Consider the following 23,662-nt stretch of genomic DNA (forward strand, 5'->3'; position numbering starts at 1 on the left):
CCACCGTCGCGACCTGCACAAAGGCCACGAATGGCCCCTTAGGGGTGGGGGCGAAGGGGCGTCAATAAAAGGTCAGCTACAACAGCTGTCCGTGGAACTTGACGGAGAAAACCCGCATACACTCGCGGCACTGCCAGGCGTTGTCGGTCTCCGCGTCCGGGAACAGGTTCTGGGACATGCAGTAGGGGCAGTTGTTCACCGTTGCGCGACGGGCATTGGGGTGCCCCACACGGCCACCGACCCGCTCGTTCACGCTCGGCAGAGAGTCTTTATCTGGAACACTCATCGGCTACACCAACAGCTCGTCGTCGGCGCGGACAACCCAATCGCGGAATTCCTCGCCCTCGGTGCGGTGGGACTTGAAGTTCTCCACCACGCGCACCACGTAGTCACCCAGATCCCTGGAGAAGACCTGGTTGCCGCGCACCTTCTTGCCGAAGTGCGGCTCCAGGCCGATGGTTCCGCCGAGGTGCACCTGGAAACCCTCCACGCGCTCGCCCTCGTCAGTGGTGAGGATCTTGCCGGACAGGCCAATATCCGCCACCTGAGTGCGAGCACAGGAGTTCGGGCAGCCGTTGAGGCTAATCTTCAGCGGCACATCGAGGTCGCCTAGGCGATCCTCCAACTCGTCCACCAGGGCGATAGCGCGCTGCTTGGTGACGACGTGCGCGAGCTTGCAGAACTCCAGGCCGGTGCAGGAGATGATGTCGCGACGGAAAGCCGAGGGCTTGGCGGACAGGCCGAGCTCCTCCAGATCCGCGGCGAGGGCCTCCGCGGACTTACGCTCCAGATCCAGGAACAAAAGCTCCTTGTCCGGGGTGGTGCGGATATTGGTGGTGCCGTGCTTTTCCGCCAGGTCCGCCAGCTGCTGCAGCTGCTTGCCGTCGGTGTGGCCGACGGTGGGCTTAACGCCCAGGTAGAAGCGTCCATCCTTCTGCTCGTGCAGGCCGACGTGGTCGCGGTAGCCCGGGTACTCCTCCGGCTCCGGACCGTCCAGCAGCGGGCGCTTGAGGTACTCGTTTTCCAGAACCTCGCGGAACTTCTCCACACCCCAGTCGGCCACCAGGAACTTCAAGCGGGCGCGGTTGCGCATGCGGCGGTAGCCATAGTCACGGAAGATGCGAACCACACCAGCCCAGACCTCCGGCACCTCGTCGATCGGCACCCACACGCCCAGGCGCTGGGCGAGCATCGGGTTGGTAGACAGGCCACCGCCGACCCAGACGTCGAAGCCGGGGCCGTGTTCCGGATGCTCGGAACCGATGAAGGCGAGGTCTTGGATCTCGTGGGTGACATCCTGGCGGGCGTGGCCGGAGATCGCAGACTTAAACTTGCGCGGCAGGTTGCCGAACTCGGGATCCGGCAGCATTTCCTTCTTGATTTTCTCGATGGCCGGGCGACCGTCGATGATCTCATCCTTGGCAATGCCCGCGACCGGGGAGCCGAGGATCACGCGCGGCACGTCGCCGCAGCCAAAGAAGGAATCCAGGCCAACCTTCGCCAGCTCGTCCCAGATGGTCGGGACATCCTCGATGCGAATCCAATGCAGCTGCACGTTCTGACGGTCGGTGAAGTCGGCGGTGTTGCGCGCGTACTTCTCCGAGATCTCGCCAATGGTGCGCAGGCCGGCGGAGCTAACCACGCCACCGTCTAGGCGGATGCGCATCATGAAGTAGTTATCCTGCAGTTCCGCATTGGTCAGGGTCGACGTCTTCTCACCGTCGAGACCCTGCTTGCGCTGGGTGTACATGCCAACCCACTTGAAGCGCGGGGCGAGATCCTCGGCGGGGATCGAGTCAAACCCCTCCTTGGAGTAGATGTCGCGAATGCGCTGCATCACGCTGATTCCGGGGTCTTCCTGCTTTACCCGCTCGTCGTCGTTGAGCGGCTCGCGGCCGTCCACAGCCCACTGCCCTTGGGGCTTGCGCTGCTTCTTGCGGCGTGGGCGCACCGGCTTATTCTCAGCGTTTGGTCCGGTGGTGCCGGTCGTCGTTCCGGTGGTCGTTCCGGTGGTCATGGTGCCTCAAATTCCATCTAGACTGATCTGTCTGTCTACATTGTCCGGTTCAGCCTAGATGGGATCCTGGACAAATTCAAGCGAAATGTTGATTTTTATAGACAGAGTTGTCTATAGTTCGGGGAGTTACCCGCGGTGACCCGTTTAGTGACCCTGCGTGGATTTTCGCTACATTAGAATGTGTAAATTCATGAGCAGCTCGAACGCTTCATGCGGTTCACGCGGCGCAGCAACAAAACGCACCGCGCGAGCTCAATGCACGAGTTCAACGCAAGAGTTCAATGCAAGAGTTCGTTACCGCGGTTCATCCGAAACCGAAGTACGACAAAACCGAAGTACAACCCGAACAAGAAGGATTTGCACCTGACATGCCCGAGAATCGCCCACTTCGCATTGCAGTCATCGGCTCCGGTCCGGCAGGCATCTACGCCTCCGACGCGCTGACGAAGTCTGAGGCCGACGTCAGCGTCGACATTTACGAGCGCATGCCGGCCCCCTTCGGCCTGATCCGCTACGGAGTTGCCCCGGATCACCCGCGCATTAAGGGCATCATCAAGTCCCTCCACAAGGTGATGGACAAGCCCGAGATCCGCCTGTTCGGCAACATTAACGTCGGCAAGGACGTCACCGTTGACGAGCTCAAGCAGTTCTACGATGCGGTTATCTACGCCACGGGCGCTACCGACGACCGCCCGCTGAACATCCCCGGCGGCGAGCACACCATCGGCGCCGGCGAGTTCGTTGGCTTCTACGATGCCAACCCGTACTTCGAGGACAAGTGGGATCTGTCCGCGGACTCCGTCGCCGTCGTCGGCGTGGGCAACGTCGGCCTGGACGTCGCCCGCGTGCTGGCCAAGACCGGCGAGGAGCTGAAGGTCACCGAGATCCCGGACAATGTTTATGATTCCCTGAAGGAGAACCAGGCCAAGGAGATCCACGTCTTCGGCCGCCGTGGCCCGGCGCAGGCTAAGTTCACCCCGCTGGAGCTGAAGGAGCTCAACGATTCCGACACGATCGAGATCGTTATCGACCCGGAGGACATCCAGTACGACGAGGGTTCCGAGGAGGCCCGCCGCGCGTCCAAGATTCAGGACATGGTCTGCACCCGCCTGGAGCAGTACGCCATCGCCGACCCGAAGGGCGCTCCTCACAAGCTGTACATCCACTTCTTCGAGTCCCCGGTTGAGGTTAAGACTGACGCCGAAGGCCGCGTGACCGCATTCGTCACCGAACGAACCGAGCTCAATGGCGATGGCTCTGTCTCTGGCACCGGCAAGCTCACCGAGTGGCCGGTCGGCGCGGTCTACCGCGCCGTGGGCTACAAGTCCGACGAGCAGCCGGGCCTGCCGTGGGATGAGCGTCAGAACGTGCTGCCGAACGTCGGTGGTCGCGTGCTCACCGAGGGGCCGACCGCCGATGGCATCGCGGGCGTTCCGGGTTCCGCCGACCCGGAGGCCGAGAAGCGCGAGCGCCTGCCCGGCGTGTACACCACCGGCTGGGTCCGCCGCGGCCCGGTCGGCCTGATCGGCAACACCAAGGGTGATGCCAACGAGACCGTCGCCAACCTGCTGGAGGATGCTGCCAACGGCATCGGCTTTAACCCGGAGAAGCCGGAGCTGGAGGCCGTCGAGGCTTTCCTCGAGGAGAAGGGCATCGCCCACACCACGTGGGAGGGCTGGTACAGCCTGGATAAGCACGAGCGCGAGCTCGGCGAGGCCGAGGGCCGCGAGCGCAAGAAGGTGCGCGAGTGGGACGAGATGCTGCACCACTCCCAGGGCAAGAACGTCTAAATACGGACTCTCTGCAAAGACACTAGGCAAGGACACCGAAGACTGTGGCCAACACCCCCTCCCCCGCCGCCAGCTCAGCCTCTGGCGCCGCCGAGTTCCCGGATGTTCACTTCACCGGGCGCGCGCTGCTAGCGATGCCTGCCCAGCAGCTGCACCCGCTGTACAAGCTGCGCGTGGACGTCTTCGTCCACGAGCAGCAGACTCCCTTCGCGGAGATCGATGACATCGACCCGCATCCGAACACCCACCACGTGCTGGCCTACATTCACCCTGGCAGTGGCCCGGAGTATCCCTTCGGCCAGCCGGATCCGGGCTCTCCCCTGCGTCTGGTCGGCACGGCGCGCGTGTACGGCAAGCCGGAGGATCAGCACATCGGCCGCATGTGTGTAGCCCAGGATGTGCGCGGGCGCGGCATCGCCACCCAGATCATGGAGCAGGCCTTGGAGGTCTGCAAGGGGCGCGCCGCCGCGCTAGACCCGACCACCCAGGTCGCCCGCGTTTCCCTAAACGCCCAGACACAGGCGCAGGACTTCTACGCGAAGTTCGGCTTCCAGCCGGTCGGCGAGCCTTTCGACGAGGAGGGCATCCCCCACGTCACTATGGAGCTGAAACTCTAGCCCGGCACCCCGCCGCTACCGCGCCACCATCTCCGCCGCGACCTCAGCGCACTTTTTCTACCGCGTCACCTCTCCACCGCGGTTCAACCGCGCGTGGAGAGGTGAATGTCGTTAGAACGTGAATACGTCAGCGCGCGCTGGCCTCCTCGATTTTTCACAAGCCCCTGACCTGCAGCTTTACATTTTCGACACTCATTGCTATTAACGTATTCCCGTTCTGGCGACATTTACCCCGCCCAACGGAGAATTACCCCCACGGGGCGGCGCGTATTCCCGTTCTGGCGACATTTACCCCGCCCAACGGAGAATTACCCCCACGGGGCGGCGCGTATTCCCGTTCTAGCGACATTCCCCCATCCCCTCCGGCACCCCGCCGCTGCTTTCCGGCACCCCGCCGCTACCGCGCCACCATCTCCGCCGCGACCTCGGCGCACTCCTTGCGCCCGCACGTCGCGCTCTCCGGGTCCGCGGCGCACTCCTCGCACAGCAGGATCTGCTCGCGGCACTGCTCGTTCACGCAGTTGTGGAAGTCGTTGGTCGCGTGCCCACATGCCCGGCAGCGGCCCAGCGTAGCGGCGTCATCACTAAATTCCATGTGCATGCGCCCGTCGAAAACATACAGGGAACCCTCCCAAAGCCCCTTGTCCCCGTACTTTTCGCCGTAGCGGACGATGCCGCCGTCGATCTGGTAGACCTCCTCGAACCCGCGGTTCTTCATCAGCGAGCTTAGGATTTCGCAGCGGATGCCGCCCGTGCAGTACGTGACCACCGGCTTGCCCTTCAGGTCGTCGTATTTACCGGATTCGATCTCGCCGATGAAGTCGTGGGTGGTGCGCACATCCGGCACGATGGCGTTCTTGAACTTGCCGATCTCCGCCTCCATGGCGTTGCGCCCGTCGAAGAAGACAACCTCGTCGCCGCGCTCCTCCACCAGCTTGTTTACTTCCTCCGGCTTCAGGTGCACGCCGCCGCCGATCACGCCGTTTTCGTCCACCTTCAGCTCGTCCGGGGCGCCGAAGGCCACAATCTCGTCGCGCACCTTCACGGACAGGCGCGGGAAGTCGTCGGCCGAGCCCGCGGACCACTTGAACTCCATCTTCTTGAAGCCGGGGAATTCGCGGGTGCGGCGCACGTACTGCTTGCAGCTGGCCAGCGAGCCGCCGACGGTGCCGTTGATGCCGTGCTTGCTGATGAGGATGCGGCCTTTAAGCTCCAGCTGTTCGCATAGCGCGCGCTGCCACAGCATCACCGCGGTCGGGTCGTCGATGGGGGTGAAGCAGTAGTACAGCAGGATTCGAGTTTCGTTGAGGTCGGTTGCGCTATGTCCCATACCTCGGATTTTAGGGCTACTGCCCTTCTTCTGCGAAAACCGTCGGCCGCACCTCGATATACCCAGCGGCCTCTTCGGCACGCTGCCGGGCCTGGTCGATGTCCTCGGCGGTGGCCACTGCCACTCCCATTCGCCGCCGCGCGAGTGCCCGGGGCTTGCCGAATAGGTAGACGTTGGTTTCTTCTACTGCCATTGCCTTATTGACGCCCACGTACTCAATATCGCCGTCGTGCTTATCCTCACAGCGGATTACGGCGGAGGCTCCCGGGGAGATCAGCGTGGTATCGATCGGCAGCCCAAGGATGGCGCGTGCGTGCAGGTCGAATTCAGAGAACCGCTGGGTGCCGAGGGTGACCATGCCCGTATCGTGCGGGCGGGGGCTGACCTCGGAGAAGTAGACGTCGTCGCCCTTGACGAACAGCTCCACGCCGTACACTCCGCGACCTCCCAGCGCGGTGGCGATGCGGGCGGCGATGCTGCGAGCGGTATCCAATGCGTCCTCGGACATGTGCGCGGGCTGCCAGGATTCCACGTAGTCGCCGCGGTCCTGGCGGTGGCCGATGGGCTCGCAGAACCAGGTGGCTTCCCGGCCGGTGACGGGGTCGATGGAGCGTACGGCCAGGATGGTGACCTCGTAGTCGAAGGGGATGTACTGCTCGACCATGACGCGCTGGACGTTGGTGCGGGAGTGCTTGAGGGCTGCGTTCCAGGCTGCCTCCAGTTCGTCCACTCCCCCGACGTAGCTTTGGCCTGCGCCGGAGCTGCTCATGACTGGCTTGACCACGCACGGGTAGCCGATTTCCTCGGCGGCGCGGGCGAGTTCGTCAGCGGTGGAGGCGAAGCGGAAGGTGCTGTTAGGCAGGCCCAGCTTGTCGTGGGCGAAGGTGCGGATTCCCTCGCGGTTCATCGTCAGGCGGTTGGCCAGGGCGGTTGGCACGACGGAAGCCACTTCATTGACCTCGATCTCCTGCAGCACGTCGGCAGGGATCGTCTCCGAATCCGGGACGACGAAGTGCGGGCCGACCTCGCGGACCAGCTGGCGGATGGCGTCCTCGTCGTGGATGTCCAGCACGTGGGCCTTGTTGGCCACGAGGTGCGCGGGCGCGCCGACGTAGCGGTCCGCGGCGTGCACCTCCACGCCCAGGCGTTGCAGAGCGATGGCGAGCTCCCGCCCCAGCTCGCTGGCTCCGAGCAGGAGGACCTTGAGGGAGGAGGGAGTCAGTGGAGTACCAATTGCCTCGGGAGTGTACATAGTCTTTCACCTTACTTATGCCCACATACTTACGCTGTCAGGCCCGCCCGGCCCGCGCGCGCCAGCCCCGCCCGGCTTGCGTGCCAGCTCCGCCGCCTTACGCGGCCAGCTCCGCCCATCCCGCGTACCAGCCCCGCCGCGTGCGAGCTTGTAGCCCGCGCGGCCTGATGGGATGATCGGTTTATGAGTGAAATGCAGCCGAACCCCCAGCGTCACAGCTCCCTCCCCTGCTCCCGCCGCTCGTTTCTGCGCGGGGTGGCCGTAGCCACCGCAGCCACCGCCTCCGGCGCCCTGCTGGCAGCCTGTGCCGGCGAGGAGGTTGTGGCGAAGGCCGATGCCGCGGACCTGGAGGTCGGCGGCGCGACAATTCTGGACGGCTGGGTGCTCTCCCGCCCCGGAGAGAACGAGTACAAGGCGTTCTCCACCTCTTGCCCGCACGCCGGTGGCACCATCAACTCCATTGAGAAATCCGGAGACGTAACCGTGGCGGTCTGCCCGAAGCACATGTCCAAGTTCGACGTCGCCACTGGCGATGTGCTGGAAGGCCCCTCCCGCGACCCGATGGTCCCGGCCAAGAAGGTCGAGCGCAACGGCGACTCGATCGAGATTACGGACTAGTTCGCTGCGCTCGGCGGAACTAACCCGGCGCAACTAGCCCGGCGGGACTAGCCCGCCATATCAATCCGCAGGTCGCTGACCTGCGCTGCAAAGCGCGCGTCGTGGCAGGTCCACAGCACCGTCGGCGCGCTCTGCGTGTGCCGCGTGCCCTGCCTGCCCGGCGCGCCCGCGCTACCAGGTTCGCCCAGCGCGCCAGATCCGCCCCGCCCGATCATCCGCGCATACTCGCCACCCGCGTAGCGGTGCATCAGCTCCGCCAGCTCGCGGTAGCCCAGCACGTCCAGCCCCACGGTCGGCTCGTCCAGCATCACCAGGTCCGCGCCGCGCACCATCGCCGCTGCGACCAGCACGATCCGCCGCTTTGCCGCGGGCACGTCCAGCGGATGGGTGTTCGCCCACCTGCCCAGCCGGGCGAAGTCTATTGCCGCTTCGGCCAGCTCCTCGCCCGCCCCCACGGCCAGCTCCTCGGCCACGGTCCGGCAGGTCACCGCCTGATCCATCTGCGTGGGCGCCCAGCCCTTCAGCCCCTCCGCGCGCAGCGTTCCCCGGTACTTCAGCAACCCCAGCGCACCCAGGAAAAGGGTCGTCTTGCCGCACCCGTTCGGCCCGGCCAGGTGCACCACCCGACCTGCGGGAACCTCCAGGTTTATGGGACCGACGCCACCCCGGCGGAAAACCACATCCCGCGCCAGCAGGGCCGTCCCCGTGCTCCCCTGCTCGGTGATCTCCGGAGCCACCGACTCGGCTGCAGGTTTCGGCGCGGGGGAATCGGTCAGGGTGCCGTCGGCTAGCAGGCGCTGGTGCGAGGGGGCGTCATCACTTAAGGGCGAACCCGCACGATCGTAAACGGTGACGGGCCCCGGAAAGTCCGCAATGGTGCGGCGCAGGGTGTCAACGGCGGCGGCGTCCAGGCCGTCGAGGGGGCAGTCGAGCACCAGCGCTTCGGGGCGGGCCAGCAGCGCGGCGGCAATGGCCACGCGGCGGGTCTGGCCGGTGGAGAGGGTGGCGGGATTCTGCTCGGCCTGCCCCTCCAACCCCCATAGGCGCAGGGCGGTCTCCACGCGCTGTTGCATCTCGGCGCGCGGCACCCCGCGCTGCTCCATGGGGAACGCGAGCTCTTCGGCGACCGTGTTGCGCAGCAGGGAAATGTGCGCGCTGGCCTCGTTGCCAACCCACGCCGCGCCCGTCTTTTCTGCGTGCGCCCAGGCGTGTTCGGATAGTCCGACGCCACTATCTCCCCAGATGAAGGTACTCAAAGGCATTGTTCGCGCGGGATCTTTCTGGTCGTTCGCTAGTGCTTGTGCTCGCTAATGCTTGTGTTGGCTGATGCCCATAGCCCAGCTAGTGCACTGCCCACCAGCATCCCACCACCAGGGCAGCGATGGCCAGCAGGCGGACGGCCCAGTCCAGGGCAGTATCCGGGACGGGGCGCAGTACGGTACGCGGGCCGGGCTCGCCGATGCCGGTGCGCTGCAGCGGGCGGGCGCGGGTGGCGGCATCGTCCACCATGCCGACGATCAGCGGCAGGATCATGCGGCACTTCGCCCCCAAAGTGGAAACGTCCACGCCGCGGGAGGCGCGAACCTGCTGGATAGTCAGCCAGCGGGCGCGGGCCAGCGGCAGCAGCCGGGCGGTCGCGCCGACGACGTACACCAGCTTGGCGGGCAGGCGCGGCTGGACGGTACGCATCAGCTGATCGAGGTTCACGAAGCTGCCGATGGTCAGGCCGATGGTGGTGGCGGCCAGAAAGCGGCTGCCCAGGGAAAGGGCGATCTGCAGGCCGTCGCGGGTGATGATCCACCAGCCGGGCTCCTGGCCAAAGGGGGCGTACATCAGGCCGAAGCCGATGAAGGCCGGTAGGCCTAAGAGGTTGGCTGCCAGGAAGGGACGACGGGGCGTCGAGAAGAAAAGAGCCACAAGGGCGCACAGACCCCACGCGATAGCGCTCACGGCGAGGCTATCGGCGACGAGGACGAAGATCACCCCGCTGGCGGCGAGGGTGAGGTAGGTCAGTGGGTTCATGCGGTCTTGTCTGCTGCGGCGGTGTGGTCGGCAGGGGCGCTGCCGTCCTTGCCCACCGGTGCGAAGGTGCGGAGCGTGCGCTGTGGCAGGGCGCGGATGACCAGGTAGATGATGGTGAACACGATCAGCTTATCGAGCGGGTCGGACGTCCAGGACTGCAGGAAGACGGCCGTCATCGGCTCGAAGCCCAACGTCCGGTAAGCAGTGACCAACAGACCCGTGCCCGTGCCTGCAGTGCCGCCGAAAATGAAGGAGGCGATTGGCGCGGAGAGCAGGGCCGTCAGGAAGCCAATGAGCAACGCGGACAAGCCGATTCTCCAATACGCACCGCCCCACCACTTGCCCAGCAGGCCAGCGCAGACGCCGACGAAGGCATAGGCCGCAGCGAAACCCACAACGGTCGGGTTGAATGTGCCCCACACCAGGGCGGACAGCACGCCGGTGACCAGACCCGCCCACGGGCCGGCCAGGGCGCCGACCAGCACGGTGCCGATGGAATCCAGGTACAGCGGCAGTGGCAGGCCCATGTTGCCGATGATGTGGCCGAGGATCACGTTGATGGCCAGGGCGACCGGCAACAGCGCCAGGGTGCGCACGGGCAGGCGCGGGATCACGGCAATCAGCGCGAGGATGGCGGGGACGACGAAGCCGACCAGGGCGATGGTGGAGCTCTTGGAATCAGCGAGGGACTCGTAGTTGGAGTCGCTGGGCTGCCAGATGACGAGGGTCAGCCAGGTGGCGACAATGATGATCGCGGCTAGACCGAGCAGTGCATAAGTGGCTTTTTGTGACAGGGGGCGCATGGGGTGGAACCTCAAATTTCGGAAGTCTTCACACAGGCCAGCGCGGGCTGGGCACAACGTCTATGTCACCTCGACGTTCCGCCCGCGAATCACCCCGCGTGGCCAGTGGTTTTGATGTCGTTTAAATGCTTACAGCCTGCGGACCCGATGCACAAATCGCAGGGCTTTAGGCGGGGCGATTCGGCGGGTTTTCGGATACGAGGGCGGGGGTTATGGAACCCCGAATTAAGTGATCTAGTTGACAGACTAAGCTGTCTATTCTTAAATAGTTGAGCAAGCGACCCACGCACCGGCGGAGGCTTTGCCTCGCCACTCGTGTGCGCCTTCTGGAGCCCCGGGAAAGGCGCACCCGCGCGGGAACCGCACTGGCAAGAATTCCATACAGCTAAACAGCTTTACAGCTTTACAGCTAGACACAGCCCCGCTTGGCGGGGCCACTAGGAAAAGGAAGACAGGAAAGACAATGACTTTCAACGCAACCGTCGCCGGGGTACCGCGCATCGGACCCGACCGCGAGCTAAAGAAGGCTCTCGAGGGATACTGGCGCGATAACTCCACCGGCCGCAACCTGGCAACCACCGCAACTCGCCTGGTCAATGACTACACCGACGAGCTGCTGGCCGCTGGCCTGGATTCCGCAGCGTTCTCCGGCCGCTCTTTCTACGACGCAGTGCTGGACACCACCGCCCTGCTGGGCCTGCTGCCCGAGCGCGTCGCCGACATCGCGGACCACGACAACGACGGCCTGCCGCGCTTCATCGACCGCTACTTCGCCGCCGCCCGCGGCACCAAGGAGCTGCCGGCCTCCGCAATGACGAAGTGGTTCGACACGAACTACCACTACATCGTCCCGGAGCTATCCAAGGACTCCCGCGTAGAGCTGGACGATTCCGCGTTCCTCGAGGACATCCGCGACCAGGTCACCCGCGCAGGCGAGGCCGTTCGTCCGGTGCTGGTTGGCCCGCTGACGTACCTGGCGCTGTCCCGCACCGTCGATGGTTCTGATGCCTTCGCTCACCTCGAGGAAATTTTTGACGCCTACTCCCGCCTGCTCAAGCGCATCGCCGATCGCGGCGTGAAGTGGGTACAGTTCGACGAGCCGATCCTGGTCACCGACTTCGCCTACGCTGATGCGGCCGCCAACGAGGATCTGCTGAAGCGCACCCGCGCTGGCTACGAGAAGCTGGTTGAGGCTGCGGGCGCTGGCGATGAGGGCGTCAACCTCCTCATCCAGACCTACTTCGGCGACGGCAACGCAGCCATCGAGCTGCTGGGCGGTTCCGGCGTGGCTGCCTTCGGCGTGGACCTGGTCACCGGTGGTGCTGCCGCCGCCGAGCTGCCCGCCTGGACCGGCAAGGAACTGCTGGCCGCAGGTGTTGTGGATGGCCACAACGTCTGGCGCACCGACCTGGACGCAGCACTGAAGACCCTGCAGGGCCTGAAGGAACGCGGCCCGGTTGCCGTCTCCACGAGCTGCTCCCTGCTGCACGTGCCTTACTCCCTGCAGCGCGAACAGAACCTGAACCCCGAGGTGCAGAAGTGGCTGGCCTTCGGCTCCGAGAAGATCCGCGAGGTCGCTGCCCTGTCCCGCACCCTGCGCGGCGAGCAGACCGAGGCCGACGAGCAGCTGTTCGCCGAGACCCGCGAGGCCATCGAGGACCGCAAGAACTCCACCCTGACCCACAACGCCGCCGTGCGCGAGCGCCAGGATGCCGTGACCGACGCCGACCGTCGCCGCGACTCCATCGAGGCCCGCCGCGAGGCACAGAAGGCAGAACTGAACCTGCCACCGCTGCCGACCACCACCATCGGCTCCTTCCCGCAGACCACGGAGATCCGCCAGGCACGCGCAAAGCACCGCAAGGGCGAGATCGACGACGCAGCCTACACCCAGGCGATGAAGGACGAGGTCGCGGACGTTATCAAGCGCCAGGAAGAGCTGGGCCTGGACGTGCTGGTGCACGGCGAGCCGGAGCGTAACGACATGGTGCAGTACTTCTCCGAGCAGCTGGACGGCTACCTGTCCACCGAGCACGCTTGGGTGCAGTCCTACGGCTCCCGCTGCGTGCGCCCGCCGATCATCTTCGGTGACGTTTCCCGTCCGCACGCGATGACCGTCGACTGGTACAAGGTTGCAGCTGACCTGACCGACAAGCCGGTCAAGGGCATGCTGACCGGGCCGGTGACCATGCTGGCTTGGTCCTTCGTGCGTGACGATCAGCCGCTGGGCGAGACCGCTGACCAGGTTGCGCTGGCTCTGCGCGACGAGATCGACGACTTGATCGCCGCTGGCGCCCGCGTGGTGCAGGTGGACGAGCCCGCTATCCGCGAGCTGCTGCCACTGCGCAAGGAGCAGCAGCCGGACTACCTGAAGTGGGCCGTCGGCTCCTTCCGCCTGGCTACCTCCGGCGCGGAGAACAAGGTGCAGATCCACACCCACATGTGCTACTCCGAGTTCAACGAGCTGATCGACACGGTCTCCAACCTGGACGCCGACGTGACCTCCATCGAGGCCGCCCGCAACGGCATGCAGGTTCTGGCAGCGCTGAAGGACGAGGGCTACGAGCTGGGCGTTGGCCCGGGCGTGTGGGACATCCACTCCCCGCGTGTTCCGAAGCAGCAGGAGGTCGACGACCTGCTGACTGCCGCCCTGGATTCCGTGGACCCCTCCCTGCTGTGGGTTAACCCGGACTGTGGCCTGAAGACCCGTGGCTGGGAAGAGACCACTGCCTCCCTGGAGGTTCTGGTGTCTGCCGCTAAGAAGGCCCGCGAGCGCGTCTAGTTTCATCTAGCGCCCGCAGGCCACCCGCTGGTTGGCTAGCCACTCCAGCTACCTGGGCACTTCAGCTACCTGGCCACTGGTTAGCTGCGCCGCGTCGGAGACTTTTCGAAGTCCCGGCGCGGCGCTTTTGCATTTCCAAGCCTCTAAATGTCGCTAGAACGGGAATACGCAAGCTCTCAGCGCGGAGCCGGAAAATTTAAAACGCTCTGACCTGCGGGTTTAGACTAATGCAAATTATTGCCCTTAACGCATTCCCGTTCTAACGACATTTACCCCCTCAAAGCCCTTGGCTACCGTCCTTCTGACCCCCGACTACCCGCCTTCTAGCCCCGGCTACCACCCTTCTAGCCCTGAAGTGCCGCCCGCAGACCACCCACTCGAACTTCACCCGCAGACTACCCGCTCGAATTCTGCGAACACATCGGCCGGATCCAGGGACTCTAGGATCCGGGCATTCGCCGGGCGATCCCAGTACGCGCCGCGCGCCTCTGCTCCCCCACTGGTCGCAGCACCTTCACTGGCGGAAACCTCCGCAACCCGGTCGGCCACGGTAGTGCCGCGCATGAGGGGAGAGTCGGCTTCGACGTCCACGGTGGCGTCATAAAAAGAACAAGGAACGCGCCGCAACATCACCATGGCCGCGGCGAGGTCGTGGATCTGCGCGCAATAGCCCACGCCGACCGACTGGTGGAATTCGAAGTAGAAGCGGAGAGCGTCGCCGAGGAGGGTCGCCAGCTCTGGGCGCGTGGGGCGCAGCGCTTGCTGCCACCTGCGCAAACGTTCGGGATAGAGCAGGACTTGCTCGGTGACGTTGAGCGGGCAGATCGTCGGCCGCTGGCGGGTGGAGGCGGGAGCATCGGCGGACGCAGGGGTAGAGGCGGGAGCGGCGAAGACCTCCTTCAGCGCGTGGGGGTCGACCCAGGCATTCCACTCGGCGGTCGGCGTGGTGTTGCCGGGGTAATTAAAAGCGCCGGTCATCAGGGTGATCTCGGCTCCAGCCGTGCCGCTTCCAGTCGCGCCGCCCACAGCCTCCGGCGCATGCCGAAGCGCCCAGGCGAGGTTTGTCGCCGGGCCGGCAATCAGGATGTGCGTAGCTCCGCGCCACGACTCTACCGCCGCCCGCGCATCGTCCTCCGAGCCCGCTTCGCCCACAGCCCCCGCAGCACCACCCCCATCCAGAGGCGAGTAATAGCCTAAACCTTTTTCTCCGTGCGTTTCCGGAGTCGTTGTCAATGGAACCCTCAGCGGCGATCGCGCACCCGCCACGACAGGCACGTCCGCTGCTCCAGCCAGCCGCAGGACCTCAGCAGAGTTCACTGCAGCCTGGCGTGCAGTCGTATTTCCCGCGCTGGTCGTGACTACTAAATCAATCTGCCCGGTGGAATGCAGACCAGCTAAATAAATCAACGCAAGGCTGTCGTCGATCCCCGTATCCACGTCCGCAACAACGCGCGGTTTCTGCATTCCCGTCGAGTTTGAATTTTTAATCATTGAAGCCCGAAAAACTTTCATTATTGTTTAGTTAATAAGGTTTAAGTCTTATATGATGAAGCCTATGGTGCACGACTATGGAAGCTGGCGAAGAGCTTCAAATAACTACCCACGTCATAACCCACGCGGCACCGCAGCTACTCACTCAAACGAATCACTCTCTCCGAAAGCTGCGGCCCGTCGCGCAGACATTCTGGACGCCGCCCGCAAGGTGTTCACCACCGACGGCTACCACCACACTAAGCTGACGAAGATCGCGGAGGAGGCCGGCTGTTCCGTCGGCACCCTCTACACGTATTTCGAGGACCGCCAGGACCTTCTGATGAACGTGTTGGCAAGTGTGGAAAAGGACCTAAACCCCACACTCGACGACAGCTTGCTGAGCATTGATGACGCCCGCGCTACGGTGATTCACAGCAACCGGGAGTTCGTGCGCTTCTACGCGAATAATGCAGGAGCCATGAACCTGGTTGCCCAGTCTTCCCAGTTCACCCCCGAACTTGCGGATCGGCAGATGCAGATCGCTAAGCAGATGGTTGGCCGCAATCGCCGAATGCTGGAGGCGATGATTGCCAAAAACATGATCCCGCCGTTGGAGGATGTGGAATACACCGCCGCCGCCATAGCTGCGATGTTCACGCGCTTCTGCCACGCCACCTTTATTCAGGGATTCTACGAGGTCACGGACGAAAACCGTGAGGAAATCGTGGAGCGCACGATCAAAACCCTCAGTCTGATGACTTTCCGCATGGTCGGCATGGAGGACACGAAGCCCGGGGAGCTCTAAGGCAAACCCGGAAGCCCCTTAGGCGGAGCCATCTTTAGCGGTAGCGGCGCAACGGGCGGCCGCCCGATGCATCCGGAGTGTCCAGGTGCGCGTGTTCGTTGAAGCTCAGCAGCTGAGCCTTACCCGCACTCCGGACACTAAACACGCTCACTGAAGCAGTGAAGATGTTGTTGATCAGCCGCGTCCAGTCGGCGCCGATGAGCTCCGCCGCACACATGGAGATCGGCCCGCCTGAGGTAACCACCACGATTGGTTGAGCTCCCGCGGCGAGGGATGTGGCGTCCGCAAAACCTTGCCTGACCTGCGCGGCGAAAGAGTCGAATGCCGGGGTGGAGCGCCACTCGCGCAGGGCCGCGTCGATGGCACGGCCGAGCAGGCGGTTGTGCTCCTTCATCCCCCGGGGGTTATCGCGCGCGGCTTCGTAGGCCCGGCGGATCTCCGCGAGCTTGTCGGGGTGAGCGCGGAAGTAGGGGGCCAGCACGTCGTCGGAGCTAAACTCGCGCCACTGCTCCACGGTGCGAATGGCCTGCGGCTCCAGGCCAGCAGCCTCCAGCTCCGCATGAACACCTTCGGCCGTGCTGAGCTGCCGACCGAGCGGTCCGGACAGCACCACCGGCCGCGCTGCGCCCTCGCCTGTGGCGCTCTCCTGCACTGCGCCAGAGCGGGCGCCCCCGCCTACCCCACCGATGCGCACGGCCAAGCTGCGCCCAGTTGCCGCGGCCTGCTCGTGCCCGAGGGGTGTCAGGCGGTCGTAGGTTTCCTCCATGGCGCCGTCTGCGACATCGCTGGTGTGCAGGCCTCCAGAGTTCGCCTGCCCATGGCGAACCAGATACAAAATCCCCATTTTCTAGAACTCCAAACTTTTTAAACCTCAGGCCAGTCTCCCTCACTTAGACCCAAATTTCCTTAGTTTTGCGATCCTTCATTTTTGCAGCCCGCCATCTGCTTATGATGCGAGTCACAACTCAATCCCAACATCCCTACTCAAATCCCGTACCCAACACCTGCTAAGGACCCCTTGAATGAGTAAATACGACTACGCCGGGCTGACCGCCATCGTCACCGGCGGCACCCGAGGCATCGGGCACGCCACCGCACTACAGCTCGCAGCCAGTGGCGCGAACGTGGTCATCACCGGCCGCAAGCCAGAGACCGTCGTCCCTGCCGCCGAGGAACTGCAGGCAGCCGCCCGAGAGCAAAACCCGGACGCGGGTCGCGTGATCGGCATCGCCGCCCACGTTGCGGACCCGGAGGCAGCGAAGAAGGCCTGCACCCAAGCGGTCGAGGAATTCGGTCGTCTAGATGTACTCATAAACAACGCGGGCACGAACCCCGCCTTCGGCCCCGTGCACAAGCAGTCCGCGGAAATCATGACGAAGGTTTTCCAGATCAACACCATCGGGCCAGTCATCTGGACCAGCGCCGCCATCGAGGCAGGCCTCGGTAAGGCTGCCGGCACTGACACCGCTGACCGCAGCCCCGCCGGCGCGGTCGTGAACGTCTCCAGCATCGGTGCTCTGTCCATGGAGGACTACATCGGCGTGTACAACGCCTCCAAGGCCGCCCTGCTGCACCTGACCAAGCAGATGGCCCGCGAACTCGCGCCACGCATCCGCGTGAACAGCATCTCCCCCGGTGTTGTTCGCACCAAGCTTTCGGAGGCGCTGTGGAAGGAGAACGAAGACTCCACCTCCACCCTGATCCCCGCTGGCCGCATCGGCGAGCCAGAGGACATCGCCGATGCCATCGCTTTCCTGGCGGCGCCCACCAGCTCCTGGCTCACCGGCGAGAACCTCGTGGTCGACGGCGGAATGCTCGTGGGCAACAAGACCATTGACGTGACCACCCCCGGAAAGTCCGGCGCTGCTGAAAAGGCCGCTGACGGACAATCTGGCGTCGAAAGGTAAAAACAGTGGACTTCCAACACAGCGAACGGTCCTTGGAGTACCAAGGCAAGCTCACCGAATTCATGGACGAGTGCATCTACCCGGCCGAAGCCGTGTACGAGCAGCAGATGCGCGAATCCGGCGACCCGCACCACTTCCCCGCCATCCTCGACGAGCTGAAGGCCGAGGCGAAGAAGCGCGGCCTGTGGAACCTGTTCCACCCCCACCTCGGTGCTGGCGGCACTGGTGACAATGGCAGCGCTGGCGGAGACAGCAACCGCCCGGGCCTGACCAATGCCGAATACGCGCCCCTGGCGGAGATCATGGGCCGGTCCATGCACCTCGCACCAGAGGCCTGCAACTGCAACGCACCGGACACCGGAAACATGGAGGTCTTCGAACTCTACGGCACCGACGAGCACCGGGAGAAGTACCTGGAACCCCTGCTCAACGGCGAAATCCGCTCCGCATTTGCCATGACGGAGCCGGGTGTGGCTTCCAGCGATGCCACCAACGTGCGCATGAGCATGGAGCGCACCGACGGCGGCTACGTGCTCAACGGCCGCAAGTGGTTCACCTCCAACGGCATGCACCCGCACCTGAAGGTGATGATCGTGATGGGCAAGACCAGCCCGGATGCGGAGGTCCACCGCCAGCAGTCCATGCTCGCCGTCCCCGCGGACGCGCCTGGTGTGACGATCGTGCGCAACCTGCCGGTGTTCGGCTACCACGACCGCGAAGGCCACGCGGAGGTCCACTTCAAGGATGTCTTCGTACCGGATAAGGACATCCTCGGCGGCGAGGGCATGGGCTTTAAGATCTCCCAGGATCGCCTGGGGCCGGGCCGCATCCACCACTGCATGCGCGCCATCGGAATGGCCGAGCGCGCCCTGGAACTCATGTGCACCCGCGCTATGTCCCGCACTGCATTCGGCAAGCCTCTAGCCAACCGCGACAACATCCGCGACCAGATCGCCCAGGCCCGCATCGACATCGAGCAGGCGCGTCTGCTGACCATGAAGGCCGCCTGGATGATGGACACGGTTGGAAACAAGGCAGCCCGCCAGGAGATCGCCGCCATCAAGGTGGCCGCCCCGGCGATGGCGCTGCGGATCGTTGATCAGGCTATTCAGGTGCACGGCGGGGAGGGCGTCACCGACGACACTCCCCTGGCCGCGATGTGGGCGGGCTTGCGCACTCTGCGCTTGGCCGACGGCCCCGATGAGGTGCACCGCATGACCATCGCCCGAGCAGAACTGAGGAAGTATCGTGACAAGTAACTCTGGCCGTTCCGGCGCCGCGGGCGCCCCTAGCCCTTTTTCTGACGCCCACCTGGCCAGCTGGCTGCACGACGTAGCCGGACTGGAAGGCGGCGCGAACGGCATTTCCCTGCAGCGGATCGGCGCGGGGCAATCGAACCTGACATACCTGGCCACGGATTCCCAGGGCAAGCGCGTGGTTGTGCGCCGTCCGCCCTTGGGCACGCTGACCGCCAGCGCCCACGATGTTGTCCGCGAGGGCAAGATCATGGCAGCCCTGGAGAACACGGATGTACCGGTGCCGAAGATCTTCGGCAGCTCGACGGACTGGGAGGAAAGCCGCGAAAACAGCGGTGAATCTAGTGAGCGCGTAGCCGACGTGCCGGTGATCGCCATGTCCGCCATCGACGGGGTGACCGTCAACTCCATGAAGGTTGCGGACAGCATCACGCCCGAGGTGCGCGGCAAGATCGCCGACGGGCTTATCGACGCGATGGCGGCGATCCACAGCGTGGATCTGAAGTCGGTTGGTTTGGACGACTTGGCGTCGCACAAGCCCTACGCCCCACGGCAGCTACGGCGCTGGACGGGCCAGTGGGATAAGACGAAGACCCGCGAGCTGCCGGCGCTGGACGAACTGACGCAGCTGCTGGTGGCGAAGATTCCGGAGCAGGACGAGACCGTGCTGGTCCACGGCGACCTGCATATCGGCAACATCATTGCGGCCCCGGAGACCGGGAAGATCAACGCGGTGGTGGATTGGGAGCTGACGACGCTCGGCGACCCGCTGTCGGACATCGGCTCCCTGATGGCGTATTGGCCGGTGAAGAATGGCCTGCAGCTGCCTGGCTTCGAGGCCGCGCTAGCCGACGGGTTCCCCACCCCGGAGGCGCTGGCGGAGCGCTACCTGCAGAAGGCAGGTAAGGATTCCGACCGCGACCGGCAGGCACTGGCCTACTGGCACGTGCTGGGCCTGTGGAAGGTCGCCATCATCGTGGAGGGCGTGGTGCGCCGCGTAATGAATAACCCCTCCAACCAGGCCATTTCCGGCGCTCCGACGCAGGAGATGGTGGAGTGGATCGTTAACCAGGCGGCTATCACCGCCCGCGAATACGGTTTTTAACCCACCATCAGGGACTCGTCATCGCTGGCCAACAACCGGCCAGCATTCTTGCCGAGCATGAGGGTGTAGATCTGTTCAATGTGGATCAGCACCGCCATCTTCGGCGGATTATGCCCCTTCTCCTCAGCGAACTTCACCGCTGCTTCCCACACCGGCCCTTCGTGGAACAACTCTGCTGGACCGATAAACCGGTACCCGTCCAGCTCTGCCCAATCCACGACCGCGACGGCGGCCTTCGAACCGGTCCGCAGGTTTTCCAGGTGCTGCCGGCCGGTGTTTTCGTTGTAGATCAGCGTCTCGTCATCCCACACACGCAGACTGCGCTTCGGGCCGATGTTCGGTAGCAACGTCTCGCCGTCGGTCACAGTCGCCAGGTACGGCAGCTGTGCATCGATCATGTCTTTCATTTCTTGGGTTAGCTTCGCCACGAGCTTTTTCCTTTCTTCTCTCTGGCATATTCCGCACTACGCAGCCGCGTACGCGGTGTGAACTTGGATACACTAGGCACCCTACACAAAAGTTCAATACATTGTTATTGTAAAGTTCGTGTCATTGAACTTTTGGAGCTAGTTTCATGGATATTTACCCCAACGAACAACCAGCTCCAACTAGCAACAAGCTGTAAAGGACCTCTCCCCCAATGCAACCAATCGCGGTCTCGCAGCCGCGCATCGTCTACTTCTCCTCTGCCTCCGAAAACACCCGCCGATTCGTCGACAAGTTGGACATTCCCGCCCGCCGCATCCCCTTGCGGCGCAAGGAGCCGGAGCTCATCGTCGACGAGCCCTATGTGCTCATCACCCCAACCTATGGCGGAGGTGACCCGCGGAAGGCGGTGCCCAGGCAAGTCATCACCTTCCTCAACAATTCACATAACCGCTCTCTCATCAGGGGCGTGATCACCAGCGGAAACAGGAATTTCGGTACGGCATACTGCTGCGCTGGACCAACAATCGCCGCCAAGTGCCGGGTGCCGGAGCTCTATCGCTTTGAATTGCTCGGCACGGCCCGCGATGTTGCCCGTGTTCGGGAAGGCATCCGGGAGTTCTGGGATCGGACTGGCGGGGAGATGTGGCGTCCATAAGACAGAGCAATAAGACACAAGCAGAATGACACGATCGAGAACAATCAGAAAGGAAACAATGAGCTACCTCACGCGCTCCCAAACCCCACCCCAATGGCCGCACGACCCCGCCCGGCCGCTGCGGCCGGTGAATTGGAACCGGCTGGACGACCAGAAGGACCTGGAGATCTGGCAGCGGCTGACCAGCAATTTCTGGCTGCCAGAGAAAGTACCGCTGTCCAACGACCTGCCAACCTGGAACGCACTGACGGACGCAGAACGCGAGCTGACCACCAAGGTATTCACCGGGCTCACGCTGCTGGATACTGTGCAGGCGACCGTTGGTGAGATCAGCCAGATCCCGGATGCCCGCACCGAACACGAACAAGCGGTCTACGCAAACATCGCCTTTATGCAGGCCGTTCACGCGCGCAGCTACAGCAGTGTGTTCAGCACGATGTGCAGCAGCGAGGAGATCAACGCCGCCTATACCTGGGCCATCGGTAACCCAGCCCTGCAGCGCCGAGCGACGGCAGTGATGCAGCACTACTACGGGGACGACCCACTCAAGCGGAAGGTCGCCGCCACGCTACTGTCCTCCCTGCTGCTATACGCCGGGTTCTACCTACCGCTGTGGTTTAGCTGCCGTGGCACGCTGATGAATACAGCCGACATGATCCGGTTGATCCTGCGTGACAAGGCCGTCCACGGGTACTACTCGGGATACAAATTCCAGCGAGGACTGGAGGCCCACCCGGAGCGCTCGGCGGAACTCGAGGAGTTCACATTCACACTAGTGGAGGAACTTCTGGAGTTAGAGAAGGAGTACTCCGGAGATCTGTACGGCGAAGCTTTAGCCGACGAGAAATCGCTGATCGACGGCGTGATGGCCTTCGTGCACTACAACGCGGATAAGGCGCTGATGAATCTGGGGTATCCACCGCAATACGAAGAAGAAGCGGCGAAAACGGAGCCGGAGATCATCGCCGCCCTGGCGCCGGATTCCAACGAAACACACGACTTCTTTAGCGGCTCCGGATCCTCCTACGTGATCGGGCGGGCGGAATCAACGGAGGAGGATGACTGGGATTTCTAGCGCCGCTAGGCCTTAGCTGCCACGGGCACGTTCTTCAGATCCTTGCGCAGGATCTTGCCCGTGCTGGACTTCGGGATCGCGTCGATGAACTCGACCATACGGATCTTCTTGTACGGAGTCACGCGTTCGGCAACCCACTCCATGAGCGCCTCTGCGCTCACGGCCGGGTCGTTCGGGTCCACTCCCTGCTGCAGCACCAGGAATGCACGTGGCAGCTCTTCGCCGTCCGATTCGCGCAGGTAACCGACCACGGCCGCGTCGGCGATGGCCTCGTGGGTCATCAGCAGCGCTTCCAGCTCGGCCGGGGCGACCTGGTAGCCCTTGTACTTGATCAGTTCCTTCATGCGGTCGACCACGTAGGCGTTGCCCAGGTGGTCTAGGTTCGCGATGTCGCCGGTGCGCAGCCATCCGTCGGGGGTGATGGTGTTGGCGGTGGCTTCCTCGTTGTTGAGGTAACCGAGCATCACCTGTGGGCCGCGCACCCACATTTCACCTTCGGAGGAACGCTCGCCCTCGTTCGCGGGCGGGTGGATCTCCTCGAGGTCTTCTGTCGTGATGTCCACGATCTTCACCTCCGTGTTGGAGACCGGCAGGCCGATGGAATCCAGTGGCGTAACTCCGACGTCGCTCACGCTAGTGACGGGGCTGGTTTCCGTCATGCCGAAGCCCTGCAGGATGCGCACGCCCAGGCGGTTAGCCACCGCGTTTGCAAGCTGCCCGTCCAGGGCCGCCGCGCCGGAAAGTACGGTCTCCAGGGAGCCGATGTCGAACTTGTCCACCAGCGGGTGCTTGGCCAGCGCCACGGCGATCGGCGGGGCGATGAAGGTGAACGTGATGCCGTGCTTCTGGTGAGCTGCCAGGAACTTCTCCAGGTCGAAGCTGGGCATGGTTACCACGTGGGCGCGCACGTACAGGCAGGAGTTCAGCAGGACATTCATGCCGTAGATGTGGAAGAACGGCAGCACGCACATCACCACGGAGTCGCGGTCCAGGCCGTTGGGACCGAGCCGCACGCCGATCTGCAGAATGTTCGCCACGAGGTTGCGGTGGCTCAGACGCACGCCCTTCGGCACACCCGTGGTGCCCGACGAGTACGGCAGCACCGCCACGTGAGTCGCCGGGTCGATGCTAACCTCCGGCGCGGGGCGGCCCTCCCCCACGAGCGCCTTGAGGCCAGTTGCTTCGTCGGTGAGGTCGATGATGTTGCCCGGGTCGATCCCTGCCTCTTCTGCACCTTGGACGCCCGCTTCTCCCAGCAGCTTGGTCGTCAGCACATACGTCGCACCTGAGTCCTTAAGCTGTTTTGCCACGTCGTGAGCGTTCAGTAGTGACCCCAAGGTAGTAACAGTTGCCCCGGCGCGGAGAATTCCATGGAAGGCGACCGCGAAGGCGAGGCTGTTCGGGCAGTGCAGCCCGACGACTACGCCTGGCTTGACTCCGCGTTCGGCCAGTGCGCCCGCGAAGGCGTCAATAAGAGCCTTGAGTTCCCCGTAGGTGGTTTGCGATCCCGTGGCGTCGTCCGTGATGGCGATGCGACCAAGGTCTTCTTCGGCGATGTTGCCGAAAAGTACGTCGTAGATTGTGCTGTTCGGGATGTCGATTTCCTGCTGTGGGCTCTGGATCGGCATGGTTTCACTCCTCGTAACCGGGGCTTGCGTTTGCAAATTTAAGACAAACCTTAAGCGAGTGACGTGCATCACGTTGCCGAACAAGTATTTTCCTTTTA

Annotated in this window: 21 protein-coding genes; 10 read left to right on the forward strand and 11 right to left on the reverse strand. The window is 63.8% G+C overall.

Annotated elements, in window-relative coordinates; all coding sequences use genetic code 11:
- Positions 1-76: 76 nt before the first annotated feature.
- Positions 77-286, reverse strand: coding sequence for a hypothetical protein (locus L8V00_RS06900; RefSeq protein ID WP_051901675.1), 210 nt, complete (start codon positions 284-286; stop codon positions 77-79).
- Between the two features lie 3 nt (positions 287-289).
- Positions 290-2,017: a nitrite/sulfite reductase gene (locus tag L8V00_RS06905; RefSeq protein WP_269944589.1), complete on the reverse strand. Its 1,728-nt coding sequence runs from the start codon at positions 2,015-2,017 to the stop codon at positions 290-292.
- A 368-nt stretch (positions 2,018-2,385) separates the two neighbouring features.
- Between L8V00_RS06905 and L8V00_RS06910 the strand changes: the two genes are divergently transcribed.
- Both L8V00_RS06910 and L8V00_RS06915 read left to right on the forward strand, forming a co-directional pair.
- The gene (locus L8V00_RS06910) at positions 2,386-3,807 is read left to right on the forward strand and encodes an FAD-dependent oxidoreductase (RefSeq protein ID WP_049049892.1); all 1,422 of its coding nucleotides are present in this window, start codon (positions 2,386-2,388) and stop codon (positions 3,805-3,807) included.
- Positions 3,808-3,851: 44 nt separating this feature from the next.
- Positions 3,852-4,424 carry a GNAT family N-acetyltransferase gene (locus tag L8V00_RS06915; protein ID WP_269944590.1) on the forward strand — a complete coding sequence of 191 codons (573 nt, stop codon included), beginning with the start codon at positions 3,852-3,854 and terminating at the stop codon, positions 4,422-4,424.
- 397 nt (positions 4,425-4,821) lie between these two features.
- On the opposite strand, the gene trhO is transcribed toward L8V00_RS06915, so the two are convergent.
- Positions 4,822-5,754, reverse strand: a complete 933-nt coding sequence (gene trhO, locus L8V00_RS06920) for an oxygen-dependent tRNA uridine(34) hydroxylase TrhO (RefSeq protein ID WP_239316311.1) — start codon at positions 5,752-5,754, stop codon at positions 4,822-4,824.
- A gap of 16 nt (positions 5,755-5,770) precedes the next feature.
- A complete protein-coding gene (purT, locus tag L8V00_RS06925) occupies positions 5,771-7,006 on the reverse strand; it encodes a formate-dependent phosphoribosylglycinamide formyltransferase (RefSeq protein ID WP_269944591.1) in 1,236 nt (411 codons plus the stop codon).
- A gap of 183 nt (positions 7,007-7,189) precedes the next feature.
- On the opposite strand from purT, the gene L8V00_RS06930 reads away from it, so the two are divergent.
- Entirely contained in the window at positions 7,190-7,624 is a 435-nt protein-coding gene (locus L8V00_RS06930) for a Rieske (2Fe-2S) protein (RefSeq protein WP_049049896.1), read from the forward strand.
- Positions 7,625-7,671: 47 nt separating this feature from the next.
- On the opposite strand, the gene L8V00_RS06935 is transcribed toward L8V00_RS06930, so the two are convergent.
- The 3 genes from L8V00_RS06935 to L8V00_RS06945 all read right to left on the reverse strand — a co-directional run bounded on the left by L8V00_RS06935 (position 7,672) and on the right by L8V00_RS06945 (position 10,449).
- Positions 7,672-8,886: an ATP-binding cassette domain-containing protein gene (locus L8V00_RS06935; protein WP_269944592.1), complete on the reverse strand. Its 1,215-nt coding sequence runs from the start codon at positions 8,884-8,886 to the stop codon at positions 7,672-7,674.
- A 79-nt stretch (positions 8,887-8,965) separates the two neighbouring features.
- Positions 8,966-9,646, reverse strand: a complete 681-nt coding sequence (locus tag L8V00_RS06940; protein WP_035004817.1) for an energy-coupling factor transporter transmembrane component T — start codon at positions 9,644-9,646, stop codon at positions 8,966-8,968.
- Positions 9,643-10,449, reverse strand: coding sequence for an ECF transporter S component (locus L8V00_RS06945; RefSeq protein ID WP_269944593.1), 807 nt, complete (start codon positions 10,447-10,449; stop codon positions 9,643-9,645). The genes L8V00_RS06940 and L8V00_RS06945 overlap by 4 nt, the downstream gene beginning before the upstream one ends.
- A gap of 463 nt (positions 10,450-10,912) precedes the next feature.
- Here L8V00_RS06945 and metE point away from each other — a divergent pair, with 463 nt between their 5' ends.
- Positions 10,913-13,231 carry a 5-methyltetrahydropteroyltriglutamate--homocysteine S-methyltransferase gene (gene metE / locus L8V00_RS06950; protein WP_269944594.1) on the forward strand — a complete coding sequence of 773 codons (2,319 nt, stop codon included), beginning with the start codon at positions 10,913-10,915 and terminating at the stop codon, positions 13,229-13,231.
- A 384-nt stretch (positions 13,232-13,615) separates the two neighbouring features.
- Here the strand turns inward: metE and L8V00_RS06955 are convergent, their stop codons facing one another.
- Positions 13,616-14,695 carry a nucleoside hydrolase gene (locus L8V00_RS06955; RefSeq protein WP_269944595.1) on the reverse strand — a complete coding sequence of 360 codons (1,080 nt, stop codon included), beginning with the start codon at positions 14,693-14,695 and terminating at the stop codon, positions 13,616-13,618.
- 79 nt (positions 14,696-14,774) lie between these two features.
- Between L8V00_RS06955 and L8V00_RS06960 the strand changes: the two genes are divergently transcribed.
- Positions 14,775-15,509 carry a TetR/AcrR family transcriptional regulator gene (locus L8V00_RS06960; RefSeq protein WP_269944596.1) on the forward strand — a complete coding sequence of 245 codons (735 nt, stop codon included), beginning with the start codon at positions 14,775-14,777 and terminating at the stop codon, positions 15,507-15,509.
- Positions 15,510-15,543: 34 nt separating this feature from the next.
- Here the strand turns inward: L8V00_RS06960 and L8V00_RS06965 are convergent, their stop codons facing one another.
- The gene (locus tag L8V00_RS06965) at positions 15,544-16,353 is read right to left on the reverse strand and encodes a histidine phosphatase family protein (RefSeq protein WP_269944597.1); all 810 of its coding nucleotides are present in this window, start codon (positions 16,351-16,353) and stop codon (positions 15,544-15,546) included.
- 178 nt (positions 16,354-16,531) lie between these two features.
- Here L8V00_RS06965 and L8V00_RS06970 point away from each other — a divergent pair, with 178 nt between their 5' ends.
- Genes L8V00_RS06970 through L8V00_RS06980 form a run of 3 tightly spaced genes read left to right on the forward strand, consistent with a single transcriptional unit; the run spans position 16,532 to position 19,777 of the window.
- Positions 16,532-17,416 carry an SDR family oxidoreductase gene (locus L8V00_RS06970; RefSeq protein ID WP_269944598.1) on the forward strand — a complete coding sequence of 295 codons (885 nt, stop codon included), beginning with the start codon at positions 16,532-16,534 and terminating at the stop codon, positions 17,414-17,416.
- Between the two features lie 5 nt (positions 17,417-17,421).
- A complete protein-coding gene (locus tag L8V00_RS06975) occupies positions 17,422-18,675 on the forward strand; it encodes an acyl-CoA dehydrogenase family protein (protein WP_269944599.1) in 1,254 nt (417 codons plus the stop codon).
- Positions 18,665-19,777, forward strand: coding sequence for a phosphotransferase family protein (locus L8V00_RS06980; RefSeq protein WP_269944600.1), 1,113 nt, complete (start codon positions 18,665-18,667; stop codon positions 19,775-19,777). The genes L8V00_RS06975 and L8V00_RS06980 overlap by 11 nt, the downstream gene beginning before the upstream one ends.
- On the opposite strand, the gene L8V00_RS06985 is transcribed toward L8V00_RS06980, so the two are convergent.
- Positions 19,774-20,205: a pyridoxamine 5'-phosphate oxidase family protein gene (locus tag L8V00_RS06985; protein WP_269944601.1), complete on the reverse strand. Its 432-nt coding sequence runs from the start codon at positions 20,203-20,205 to the stop codon at positions 19,774-19,776. The two genes, L8V00_RS06980 and L8V00_RS06985, sit on opposite strands and share 4 nt — an antisense overlap.
- Before the next feature lie 212 nt (positions 20,206-20,417).
- Between L8V00_RS06985 and nrdI the strand changes: the two genes are divergently transcribed.
- On the forward strand, positions 20,418-20,861 hold the full coding sequence (gene nrdI / locus L8V00_RS06990; RefSeq protein ID WP_269944602.1) for a class Ib ribonucleoside-diphosphate reductase assembly flavoprotein NrdI: 444 nt from the start codon (positions 20,418-20,420) through the stop codon (positions 20,859-20,861).
- A gap of 58 nt (positions 20,862-20,919) precedes the next feature.
- Positions 20,920-21,936, forward strand: coding sequence for a class 1b ribonucleoside-diphosphate reductase subunit beta (gene nrdF / locus L8V00_RS06995; RefSeq protein WP_065422298.1), 1,017 nt, complete (start codon positions 20,920-20,922; stop codon positions 21,934-21,936).
- 5 nt (positions 21,937-21,941) lie between these two features.
- On the opposite strand, the gene L8V00_RS07000 is transcribed toward nrdF, so the two are convergent.
- Complete coding sequence (locus L8V00_RS07000; RefSeq protein ID WP_269944603.1) at positions 21,942-23,564, reverse strand: AMP-binding protein; 1,623 nt, start codon at positions 23,562-23,564, stop codon at positions 21,942-21,944.
- Positions 23,565-23,662 lie beyond the last annotated feature (98 nt).

It is taken from the genome of Corynebacterium evansiae (assembly GCF_027570065.1).
Classification (GTDB): Bacteria; Actinomycetota; Actinomycetes; order Mycobacteriales; family Mycobacteriaceae; genus Corynebacterium; species Corynebacterium evansiae.

Excerpts from the sequence above, each read along its gene's own strand:
- L8V00_RS06900 (WP_051901675.1), bottom strand. The coding sequence starts at position 286 with ATGAGTGTTCCAGATAAAGACTCTCTGCCGAGCGTGAACGAGCGGGTC.
- L8V00_RS06905 (WP_269944589.1), bottom strand. The coding sequence starts at position 2,017 with ATGACCACCGGAACGACCACCGGAACGACGACCGGCACCACCGGACCA.
- L8V00_RS06910 (WP_049049892.1), top strand. The coding sequence starts at position 2,386 with ATGCCCGAGAATCGCCCACTTCGCATTGCAGTCATCGGCTCCGGTCCG.
- trhO (WP_239316311.1), bottom strand. The coding sequence starts at position 5,754 with ATGGGACATAGCGCAACCGACCTCAACGAAACTCGAATCCTGCTGTAC.
- purT (WP_269944591.1), bottom strand. The coding sequence starts at position 7,006 with ATGTACACTCCCGAGGCAATTGGTACTCCACTGACTCCCTCCTCCCTC.
- L8V00_RS06930 (WP_049049896.1), top strand. The coding sequence starts at position 7,190 with ATGAGTGAAATGCAGCCGAACCCCCAGCGTCACAGCTCCCTCCCCTGC.
- L8V00_RS06935 (WP_269944592.1), bottom strand. The coding sequence starts at position 8,886 with ATGCCTTTGAGTACCTTCATCTGGGGAGATAGTGGCGTCGGACTATCC.
- L8V00_RS06940 (WP_035004817.1), bottom strand. The coding sequence starts at position 9,646 with ATGAACCCACTGACCTACCTCACCCTCGCCGCCAGCGGGGTGATCTTC.
- L8V00_RS06945 (WP_269944593.1), bottom strand. The coding sequence starts at position 10,449 with ATGCGCCCCCTGTCACAAAAAGCCACTTATGCACTGCTCGGTCTAGCC.
- metE (WP_269944594.1), top strand. The coding sequence starts at position 10,913 with ATGACTTTCAACGCAACCGTCGCCGGGGTACCGCGCATCGGACCCGAC.
- L8V00_RS06955 (WP_269944595.1), bottom strand. The coding sequence starts at position 14,695 with ATGCAGAAACCGCGCGTTGTTGCGGACGTGGATACGGGGATCGACGAC.
- L8V00_RS06960 (WP_269944596.1), top strand. The coding sequence starts at position 14,775 with ATGATGAAGCCTATGGTGCACGACTATGGAAGCTGGCGAAGAGCTTCA.
- L8V00_RS06965 (WP_269944597.1), bottom strand. The coding sequence starts at position 16,353 with ATGGGGATTTTGTATCTGGTTCGCCATGGGCAGGCGAACTCTGGAGGC.
- L8V00_RS06970 (WP_269944598.1), top strand. The coding sequence starts at position 16,532 with ATGAGTAAATACGACTACGCCGGGCTGACCGCCATCGTCACCGGCGGC.
- nrdI (WP_269944602.1), top strand. The coding sequence starts at position 20,418 with ATGCAACCAATCGCGGTCTCGCAGCCGCGCATCGTCTACTTCTCCTCT.
- nrdF (WP_065422298.1), top strand. The coding sequence starts at position 20,920 with ATGAGCTACCTCACGCGCTCCCAAACCCCACCCCAATGGCCGCACGAC.
- L8V00_RS07000 (WP_269944603.1), bottom strand. The coding sequence starts at position 23,564 with ATGCCGATCCAGAGCCCACAGCAGGAAATCGACATCCCGAACAGCACA.